Annotated in this window: 1 protein-coding gene; it reads right to left on the reverse strand. The window is 72.3% G+C overall.

Annotated elements, in window-relative coordinates; genetic code table 11:
* The coding region (locus LPA54_RS36460) for an HAD-IC family P-type ATPase (protein WP_228984798.1) at nt 1-518 on the reverse strand (518 nt) is incomplete at its 3' end.
* Nucleotides 519-520: the final 2 nt, after the last annotated feature.

The raw sequence follows: 520 nt of genomic DNA on the forward strand, positions 1-520 counted from the left end.
GTCCCCATGAACACGCAGTTGCGGGCCTCCACCAGGGGTCCCGCGGCCACCGGGTCGGCGGTGCGGTCCACGGCGTTGCTCTCCCCGGTCAGCGGCGCGTTGTTCACGGACAGCTCGTGGGCCTCGACGACCCGGCAGTCCGCCGACACGGCGTCCCCGGCCTCCAGCACCACCACGTCACCCGGCACCAGCTCCCGGGTGGGCAGCTCCAGCCGTTCGCCGCCGCGCAGCACACGGCAGGTGTGCGGCACCATCGCCTCCAGGGCCTGGGCCGTTCGCTCGGCCGAGTACTCCTGGGCGAAGCCGATGGCGGCGTTCAGGAGGACGACGCCCAGGATCGCCACCGCGAGCCGGAAGGTGTCGCCGTCCCGCGGCTCCTGGAGCGCGTAAGCCAGGAAGGTGATCCCCGAGGCGATGATCAGCACCACGGCGAAGAGATCCGTGAACTGCGCACCCAGTTGCCGCCATACGGCGCGGCGCCCCGCGCGTGGCAGTTCGTTGGCCCCGTACTTCCCCAGCC

It is taken from the genome of Streptomyces sp. DH12 (assembly GCF_020873895.1).
Classification (GTDB): Bacteria; Actinomycetota; Actinomycetes; order Streptomycetales; family Streptomycetaceae; genus Streptomyces.